This window comes from Aphanizomenon sp. CS-733/32, assembly GCF_028330045.1.
Taxonomy (GTDB): domain Bacteria; phylum Cyanobacteriota; class Cyanobacteriia; order Cyanobacteriales; family Nostocaceae; genus Dolichospermum; species Dolichospermum gracile.
This window is the reverse complement of record NZ_JAQMSE010000180.1, coordinates 39328-48758: the sequence shown is the minus strand read 5'-3', so window position 1 is coordinate 48758 and position 9431 is coordinate 39328. Positions and strand designations below refer to the sequence as shown.

The following is a 9431-nucleotide window of genomic DNA, read 5'->3' as shown; positions in this document are numbered from 1 at the left end:
TCACTTTATCACACCATTTCGCTTTTAATGCTATTTATTCTCATTAAGCATCTTAATTTTTGAATTGACTTTAGTTATTATGTACTACTTTAAGGGCTTTTTTGATCTGTGACAGTTTGGGGTGCGGAATGTGGGTTTTAACTGAAGAAATGACAGTTGTAGATTTTGCTGATTGGGTAAAAACTAATATTGATATTTCTCTCTGATTTAATCTGAATATTTAGTAAATTGCTGAAAAGTCTCAAGTCCAAGGATAGAAACGGCGATTCTTAACGCCGCAGAATGGAATTCTGTGGCTATATAAATAGAAGTTGTACTTACTAATTTTCGCTTATACAAGACTTGTTTATGTACAATTGAATTGAATTCAGGAAATCACAGAAGCCCCTTACCAATTACCAACCTAAATTCTGGTTGACATTAGACTTTTTAGTGCGATATGATGGTATGCTATTTAAAGTGTATTGATTGCTGCACTAGGCTAAAAAAGTATATCCATAATATCGGTAGCTGATATGGCCTAAGTAATGCCTAGATGCCAATTTTTTGTTGTTTATTAATGAGGTGAATATGGCAAAGCGCCGTAACCCGAAAAAAGAAAAGGCGCTACGAAACCAGGCCTACGCCCGAAAGTTTCGTAAACGGACCACCACAGGTAGAATGGGCAGAAGATTCCAACAAAGAACGCCCAAGAGTGAAGAGGAAGAAGGAACAGGGGCAGCAGCAATGGACGCTGCTGATTAATGTATCTGATTAAATTTGACTCTTTCATATTTTGAATTTTTAGGGTGTACACCAGTACACCCTTACTTGTGTCACCTGTCCCCGTGGCGTAGCACCTGTAACCTGTCCCCGTGGCGTAGCACCTGTAACCTGTCCCCGTGGCGTAGCACCTGTCCCCGTGGCGTAGCACCTGTAACCTGTCACCTGTAACCTGTAACCTGTCACCTGTTCCCTTTATTTCACACTGAGTTGAGTCCGGGCGTTGACAAGAGCTTGTCTAACTTGTTCAAATCCTGTACCTCCATAGCTGTTGCGGGCTGCAACTACCTGGCGTGGAGTTATGGCTTCATAGATATCGGACGCAAATGCGGGATGGATTTGTTGCCATTCTTGTAGTTGTAGGTCTTTGAGTAGTTTACCAGCGGCAATACTGGTTTTGACGACTTTGCCGACAATGTTATAGGCTTCGCGGAAGGGTACACCCCTAGCGGCGAGATAATCTGCGACATCGGTAGCGTTAGAAAAGTCTTCTGTAACTGCTGTTGCTAATCGTTGATGACGAAATTCTAAACCTTCTTGCAGTAAAATTGTCATTGCTTCTAAACAGGCTTTGACTGTATTGACGCTGTCAAATATGCCTTCTTTGTCTTCCTGGAGGTCTTTGTTATAAGCCAGGGGTAAACCCTTCATAATTACTAACATGGCTTGCAGATGACCAAATACTCGCCCGGTTTTGCCGCGCACTAATTCGGGTACGTCGGGGTTTTTCTTTTGGGGCATAATGCTAGAACCTGTGGCACAGCTATCTTTAAGGGTGACGAAGCGAAATTCTTCTGATGCCCACAGGATGATTTCTTCGGAAAGACGGCTGAGGTGAACCATGATAATACTAGCAGCACAGAGAAATTCTATGACGAAGTCACGATCGCTCACTCCGTCCAAACTGTTAGCATAAACATGATCAAAATGTAGTAAATTGGCGCTATAGTGGCGGTCAATGGGGAAAGTTGTTCCCGCTAAAGCACCACAGCCCAAGGGGGAGATATTGACTCGGCTATAAACGTCTTCTAAGCGTTCCCAGTCCCGCTGTGCCATGTGAAAGTATGCCAGTAAATGGTGGGCTAAACTGACTGGTTGGGCGCGTTGCAGGTGGGTATAACCAGGAATCAAGGTTTCAACATTTTTTTCGGCTATATCAACTAAGACTGTCTGAAAGTTCCGCAGTTGTTGGCGGATTTGTTGAATTTGATCCCGGAGGTATAATCTCGTGTCTGTACCTACTTGGTCATTGCGAGAACGGGCGGTGTGGAGTTTTTTACCGACATCTCCGACAATTTCCGTGAGGCGCTTTTCTACGGCAAAATGCACATCTTCGGCATCAACACCGGGTTGGAATTGTCTTTGACGATATTCTTGACGAACTTGTTCTAAACCGTTAAACAGTGCTTCCCCTTCTGCATGGGAAATTATACCTGTATGCGCCAACATTTTGGCATGGGCTTGAGAACCTGTAATATCATATTCGATAAGTTCAATGTCAAAACTGATACTGGCATTAAAACGAGCGATCGCTGGATGCAGCGCGGACTCAAACCGCTGACTCCAAGTTTGTTTTTCGGTCATAAATCTGAAGGGAAAGGAAGAAATTTGTAGATATTAGATTTTGAATCATACGCCGGATGTGAGTTAAAAATCTTGTTGTTTCATCAGCAAAATTACAAGGTCTTCAGTATCTAAATAATTAATCCAAAATCCAAAATCTCAAATCTAAAATCAATTTAACCGTAACTAGTAAAACCTTTGAACAGATAACCCACAATTATACCAATCAACAAGGCCCAAATTTGCCCAGTTTTGACAAAGTGATTCCAAGAGGCTTGTACTTGACCTAAAAGGTCTGGGTCTCTAACATTACCAATATCAGCCAGAAGAGTGATATGTTCGTGTAGATTTCCTAGTAGTGGCAATAGTGAATCATTCAAGTGTTCCATAATTCTTTTACCAAAAATTTTATCACCTGTTATCAAGAGTTGAAGTAACTAATCAAATCAAAAGCTACCGCAATTATACGCAATCTTTACTTTTATAAGTTTACTATGTTTCTGCCGCCAAACGTAATTTTTCTGAAGTTCGTAAAATTTGCCCAGCTAAAACCGCTGCACCAAAGCCATTATCTATATTTACTACACCTATACCAGCAGCACAAGAATTGAGCATTGTCAATAGAGGTGCTAAACCGGAAAAGCTTGCACCATAACCAATACTGGTAGGAACAGCAATTACGGGACAATCTGCCAAACCGGCGACAACACTAGGTAAAGCACCTTCCATACCCGCGACAACGATTAAAACCGATGCTGATTCTAATACATGACGGTTGCTTAATAATCGGTGAATTCCCGCTACACCGACATCCCAAAGACGCTGGACATAAAAACCGGAAAGTTCTGCGGTAACAGCGGCTTCTTCTGCAACGGCTAAATCAGCAGTACCAGCGGAAAGGATACCAATTTTACCAGGAAATCTGACTTCAATTACAGGGGGAGCAATGGCACAAATTCGGGCTTGTTCGTAATATTGGATACCTCTAACTTTTGGTTGTAATGCGGAATATACTTGTGGTTCAATGCGGGTAGCCATGACGACGGAAGTACGGTGGCGCATGACTTCCATGATTTGAGCAATTTGTTCTGGTGCTTTACCAGGTCCCCAAATGACTTCCGGGAAACCGGTTCTTAATTGACGATGGTGATCTATTTTAGCAAATTCACCTACGGATTGATAGGCTAGGTCTTTGAGGGAGTCGAAGGCTATATCTGGGGTTATTTTACCATTGGCGACGGCTTCTAAGAGCGATCGCAAATTTTCGGGTTGTGTCATGCAATTTTGGTGATTGGTAATTGGTAATTGGTAAAGGAAAGCAAAAGATTAATATTCCCTGTTCCCTATTTCGTAACTTTAATTTCATGAATATTCCAAAAAGCACCACCGAGAGCGGAATATTTGATACCTTGAAACCGATTTCTGATTGCTGATAGAGAATAGGAATTAACCAAGTAAATAAAAGGTAAATATTCCTGTGTTAATTGTTGACTTTCGCCATAAATTTCCTTTAATTTAGCCTCATCAAACTCCTGTGCGCCTTGAATATAAAGTTCATGAATTTTCTTTTCCCAGTCAGCAACTTCCCAACCTTCAATCGGTTTTTGTCCAGCTTGTGGTTTTTGATTAAACATATGTAGTCCCCCTTCAGGAGACCACACATTTGCACCATCATTTGGTTCTAAACCCCCTGTTAAACCTATTAAACAAGCATCCCAATCTAAAGTGTTAGAAAGTTTATCTATAAAAGTATTCCAAGCCAATGGCGTGAAATCTACTTGAATGCCAATTTTACTTAAATCTTGTTTAATTTGCGAACCCATTGACTCCCGAATTTTATTACCCGCATTAGTTAATAATGCAAATCTCACCTCATTACCTTGATCATCTACTAAGAGATTTTTGGCATTATATTTGAATCCGGCTTTTAGTAGCAATTCTTTGGCTTTTTCAGGATTATAATTATAAACCTTCAAGCCTTTTTCCGGTGATAAGAAATAAGAACTTTGAACAGAAATAGGAGAATTTTGGGGTGTACCTAAACCACGAAAAGTATTATTCAACATGGTTTGTCTATCAATAGCATAGGCTACTGCTTGGCGAAATTGCACATTATTAAACCATTTGGATTTAATAGGATCAACTAATGGTTGATTTTTTCTTTTTCCCTGATTTAAATTAAAGGAAATAAAGGAAGTGCTAGAACTAGGACCCCCATTATATATTTTAAAATTCCCTTGCTTTTCCTGAACTTTTAATAAAGAAAAATAATCAGGGGAAACACCAATAGAATCTAAATCACCGGAACGGAATTGGAGTAATGAAGTATCTGTTGATTCGACAATTTGCCAAATTATTCGTTCAATATAAGGTTGGGGTTTACCTTGAGCATCTTTACGCCAATAATAGGGGTTACGGCGAAAAATTATCCGTTGACTCGTATCATATCTTTCCAATTTATAAGGACCATTAACAATAATTTCTTCAGGAGGAGTATCCACACCCCATTTATTCAGAAATTCCACTTTACCATCTTTATTTTTGGTTTTGACTGATTTCTCTAAAATATGAGCAGGTAAAATAGCTGCGCCTGTATTTAGTAAAAAAGGTCTAAATGGTTCAGGGACACTAAATTCTACTCTTCTATTATCTATTTTTTTGACAGTAGGTAATTTGCGATCTTTCCCGACTCTTAAAACATCTCTAGTATCTGTCGGGATGTTTTCATTCAAATAAATATCATTATAGGTAAAGACAACATCATCAACTGTTAATGGTTGTCCATCTGACCATTTTAGACCTTCACGCATGGTAAAGGTAATTTTGGTTTTATCTGGTGATATTTCCCATGATTCGGCTAACGCTCCTTCTATTTTGCCATCAATGGGATTTTGAGTTAATAATCCTTCATAGGTGTAACCAAAAATATTTGGTGATTCGGAACTCAGTGCTGCATTAAATGTTTTTGGATCACTCAAAATGCTTGTTACTAATTGGGGTACTTGAGCCGCATTTGTTTTTAATTTAGTGGAGTTACAAGCGGTAAGTCCTATTGCTGCAAATGCAATAATAGTTATTAATAAAAGAAGGCGTTTTGTGGAATTGACTATCTTTTTTGTTAATGTCATAGTTTTAATAATTAAACAGTTATCTAAGTTGATGAACGAGAATTAAACCAATTGAGGAAATCCTGCGTGATTGTAAAATATTTAATTCCAGCATTACGTAAAACTTCTTTGACTTCAGGTTTACCAAAATCCTTACTATTATTACTAATAAATGCTTTATCTTCTTGAGGATGTGATTGAGCATGATCTAGGATACACTGTAATATTACATTATCCATAATATCATTTTTAATTAGTAATGTTTCCGGCTGTATCAACATGGATTTACAAATATCTTGAAGTTTTTTAAATTCTAAGTTGATGCTGGTAATTTGAGTATTAATAGCATTAGTAAGACGATCTTCGATATCATTAAGTAAATCATTATTGGTAATGATAGTTTCTTGTAATTGTTGACTTAATAAGGGAGCATAATTAGAAGTTTTATCACGGTCAATTTCTGTGATTTTTAGTTCTAGTTCTCGTTTAAATTTCAATTTTTCTTGTTTTTCTAACTTGTAAACAGACACAGCTTCAATATAACAAATATTTGGTATAAATATCTTAACTGAATTAGGCGGATTATACAGCAAATTTTCTGCTTGCGAATCCTGTCCTTTCGCAATAGACATAAAGAAGTTAGTTTCTATATAAAGTATGGTCACTCTAATCTTCCTGATAATTAACTATAAATTTTCACAAAATAATGTATTTCTATTCATCATTCTGTGAATAGGTCTCTCCATGTTTTAACTTTGTTAGTATACCTATTTTTTCTAATTCTTGATATCCAGGTGGTATTTTTGATTTCCACTGATAAGCTAAGTCTCTCAGCCAAGATTCTATTAGGGTTTTTAGATAGAACTTAAATATTCTTTTTTCGCTGAATCTTGAGTCATAATGGCTAAGAATATCCCCCGCATTTAATGATACCACTGGCTCAGAAAATACGCCACTAATAGACTTGAAAACATTGATTTTCGTTAAATTTGCCAAAATAACAAATCGCGGGTTTTCCTGAGAGTTTTGTAAATATAGGTTGCTGACTTTTGATAAATTATTTTCATGATTTTCCAGAATTTCTTGCGTTGTGATATCTACTAATAATGCAATTTGCTGATTTTGATCTAAGACAATAATATCTGGAGAAGATAGTTGAAATAAACTTTCTATTTTCTCTGGTGAATCAAATTGATTATTCCAAATACTAGAAATAAGTCTGATTTTAATTAGTTCTTCTGGTTTGTCTAAGCTAAACATTCTCTTATTCTCCTATTAGTTATGAATCAATCATCTGCTAACAACAAAACTACAGCATAAGCACAAATCCCTTCTTCTCTCCCCGTTGGTCCGAGTTTTTCATTAGTTGTAGCTTTGACACCAATTTGATTTGGTTCGACTTCTAAAACTGCTGCTAATTTATCTCGCATTTTAGCAATATGCGGTTTTAATTTGGGACGTTCAGCGACAACAACAGAATCAATATTGCCAATTTTCCAACCTTGTTCCCGAATTAGTTGATGGACTTGATGTAATAATATTAAACTATTAGCCCCAGCCCATTGGGGATCTGTCGGAGGAAAATAATGACCAATATCCCCCAAAGATAAAGCTCCCAGCATCGCGTCCATAATGGCATGAGTCAGAACATCAGCATCACTGTGTCCTAACAAGCCGAGTTCATGGGGAATGTGAATACCGCCTAAAATCAAATTGCGATCGCTCACCAATCTGTGTATATCGTAGCCATTACCAATTCTGATGTTCATAGTTAGTTGTCCTTTGTCAGTTGTCAGTGGTCAGTTGTCAGTTATCAAAGAATATTTTTCTCCCCCCACTTCCCCTACTTCCCCTACTTCCCCTGTTCCTTCTCTTCTTCCCAAAGTTTGAGCAAATCGGGACGACGGGAAGCAGTGCGTTCAATTTGTTGTTGAAAACGCCAACGAGCGATCGCAGCATGATTACCACTTAGTAGCACATCTGGGACTTGCCAACCACGAAAATTTGCTGGACGAGTGTACTGAGGAAAATCCAACAAATATTCCTCAAAACTTTCCGTCTTCAGCGATTCCTCCTTACCCACAGTCCCCGGAAGCAGACGCACCACACCATTAATCAAAACCATCGCAGGAATTTCTCCCCCCGTTAGAATAAAATCCCCCAAAGAAATTTCCCGACTCACCAAATTTAGCACCCTGTCATCTACCCCTTCATAATGACCACAGATCACAACCAATTGGTCGTAATTCGTGGCTAGTTCGCGCAGCAAGGGCTGATTCATTGGTTGTCCTTGGGGACTCATCAAAATCACCTCTCGACGGGGTAGAATCGGCAAAGACTCCACAGCCGCAAAAATCGGTTCTGGCTTCATCAACATTCCCACACCACCACCATAGGGTTGATCATCTACCTTGTGGTGCTTATCCGTAGTAAAATCTCTAGGATTAACTAAATGCACTTGAGCAATCTGTTTAGCTAAAGCCTTAGCCAACAAACCAGAATTGAGAATTGACGTAAAACAGTCAGGAAAAAGTGTAACTATATCAAAACGCACAGTAATTCGTATTCGATAGAACTAATTTTAAGGGTAGATACTTAGCCAATACCATAACTGATAACCTAGCATGGATTCAGGAGTTCGGAGTTTGGAGTTCGGAGTCAGGAGTTCAGAGTTCAGGATTCAGGAGTTCAGGAGGAAGAAGAATCGTTTTCACCACTGACCACTGACCAATGACCAATGACCACTGACCACTGACCTCAAAAGTTTTTCTAATTACTTAATTTATGTTTAAATATTGTCACTACTAAATTTAAATTAACAATCCCACCAAAGTTAACAACTTCCGGGATAGATCCAACCAGCCTCAGAAGTAAGAGTGTCAAGACCCACTAAATCCTAAGTCCAGACGGGAATTATAGTTAATTTAGCACTATGAAAGCCATCTGGAAAAATGTAGATAGGTAAAAACAAGATGCTGGCTATGAGAACGACGGACATGAGAAAATTGAGGCATCGTGTGCGTCAAGCAGTGTCCTCTCATCAAAGCCAAAGGCGAAAATTAACAAGCAACACAAACCTTGTTCAATTAACCTGAAGTTGTTGACTCCCTCAAGCAGAAACACAATGCCGCAGTTAGAAGTTAAATCGCTGGAAATGAGGACACCCCAAGCTACTAAAACCGCCGTACTAGTTATCGGAGGCGCAGAAGATAAAGTTCATGGACGTGAAATTCTAAGAACTTTTTTTGTTCGTGCTGGTGGTAACAAGGCGTATATTACAATAATTCCATCAGCCTCCCGTGAGCCTGCCATTATTGCCGGTAGGTACGTTCGCATTTTTGAAGAAATGGGTGCGGAAAAGGTTGAGATATTAGACATTCGGGAACGGGAACAATGCGAAAATCCTGAGATTAAAGCATCTCTTGAAGCCTGTAGTGGTGTCTTCTTGACAGGAGGAGACCAACTGCGTCTTTGTGGAGTCCTGTCCGACACACCAGCAATGGAAATTATCCGCCAGCGGGTAAGAGCCGGACAACTGACTCTAGCAGGAACTAGTGCTGGAGCAGCCGTGATGGGACATCACATGATCGCAGGTGGTGGTAGTGGTGAAACACCAAATCGTTCCCTGGTGGACATGGCAACAGGCTTAGGATTCATTCCTGAAGTTGTCGTTGACCAACATTTCCATAACCGGAATCGGATGGGGCGACTAGTTAGCGCGATCGCCGCTCACCCAGATAGATTAGGTATTGGTATAGACGAAGATACCTGTGCTGTGTTTGAACGCGACGGTTGGCTACAGGTTATGGGTAAAGGCAGTGTCACCATTGTTGACCCTACCGAACTTACCCACACCAACGAACCTAACGTTAGTGCTAACGAACCCTTAACCGTACATAATTTAAGACTACATATCCTCAGTTACGGAGATCGCTTCCATCTTTACCAACGTACTGTTTTACCTGCTGTGCATCGCATCTCTAGCTGACGATAGGAAGA

At 39.4% G+C, this 9431-nt stretch carries 10 protein-coding genes; 2 read left to right on the top strand and 8 right to left on the bottom strand.

Features of this window, described 5'->3' with window-relative positions:
* Nucleotides 1–570 precede the first annotated feature (570 nt).
* On the top strand, nucleotides 571–744 hold the full coding sequence (locus tag PN471_RS14685) for a hypothetical protein (RefSeq protein WP_271777480.1): 174 nt from the start codon (nucleotides 571–573) through the stop codon (nucleotides 742–744).
* Nucleotides 745–957: 213 nt separating this feature from the next.
* On the opposite strand, the gene argH is transcribed toward PN471_RS14685, so the two are convergent.
* The 8 genes from argH to trmD all read right to left on the bottom strand — a co-directional run bounded on the left by argH (nucleotide 958) and on the right by trmD (nucleotide 7986).
* The gene (argH, locus tag PN471_RS14680; protein WP_271777479.1) at nucleotides 958–2346 is read right to left on the bottom strand and encodes an argininosuccinate lyase; all 1389 of its coding nucleotides are present in this window, start codon (nucleotides 2344–2346) and stop codon (nucleotides 958–960) included.
* A gap of 155 nt (nucleotides 2347–2501) precedes the next feature.
* On the bottom strand, nucleotides 2502–2714 hold the full coding sequence (locus PN471_RS14675) for a hypothetical protein (protein WP_039199529.1): 213 nt from the start codon (nucleotides 2712–2714) through the stop codon (nucleotides 2502–2504).
* 103 nt (nucleotides 2715–2817) lie between these two features.
* On the bottom strand, nucleotides 2818–3603 hold the full coding sequence (gene larB / locus PN471_RS14670) for a nickel pincer cofactor biosynthesis protein LarB (protein ID WP_271777478.1): 786 nt from the start codon (nucleotides 3601–3603) through the stop codon (nucleotides 2818–2820).
* A gap of 65 nt (nucleotides 3604–3668) precedes the next feature.
* Complete coding sequence (locus PN471_RS14665) at nucleotides 3669–5453, bottom strand: ABC transporter substrate-binding protein (protein ID WP_271777477.1); 1785 nt, start codon at nucleotides 5451–5453, stop codon at nucleotides 3669–3671.
* Between the two features lie 23 nt (nucleotides 5454–5476).
* Entirely contained in the window at nucleotides 5477–6097 is a 621-nt protein-coding gene (locus PN471_RS14660; RefSeq protein ID WP_271777476.1) for a PIN domain-containing protein, read from the bottom strand.
* Nucleotides 6098–6146: 49 nt separating this feature from the next.
* Nucleotides 6147–6692 carry a hypothetical protein gene (locus PN471_RS14655; RefSeq protein WP_271777475.1) on the bottom strand — a complete coding sequence of 182 codons (546 nt, stop codon included), beginning with the start codon at nucleotides 6690–6692 and terminating at the stop codon, nucleotides 6147–6149.
* Between the two features lie 26 nt (nucleotides 6693–6718).
* Nucleotides 6719–7201, bottom strand: a complete 483-nt coding sequence (ispF, locus tag PN471_RS14650) for a 2-C-methyl-D-erythritol 2,4-cyclodiphosphate synthase (protein ID WP_271777474.1) — start codon at nucleotides 7199–7201, stop codon at nucleotides 6719–6721.
* Between the two features lie 83 nt (nucleotides 7202–7284).
* The gene (trmD, locus tag PN471_RS14645) at nucleotides 7285–7986 is read right to left on the bottom strand and encodes a tRNA (guanosine(37)-N1)-methyltransferase TrmD (RefSeq protein WP_271777473.1); all 702 of its coding nucleotides are present in this window, start codon (nucleotides 7984–7986) and stop codon (nucleotides 7285–7287) included.
* Between the two features lie 570 nt (nucleotides 7987–8556).
* Here trmD and PN471_RS14640 point away from each other — a divergent pair.
* Nucleotides 8557–9420, top strand: a complete 864-nt coding sequence (locus PN471_RS14640) for a cyanophycinase (RefSeq protein ID WP_096667964.1) — start codon at nucleotides 8557–8559, stop codon at nucleotides 9418–9420.
* Nucleotides 9421–9431: the final 11 nt, after the last annotated feature.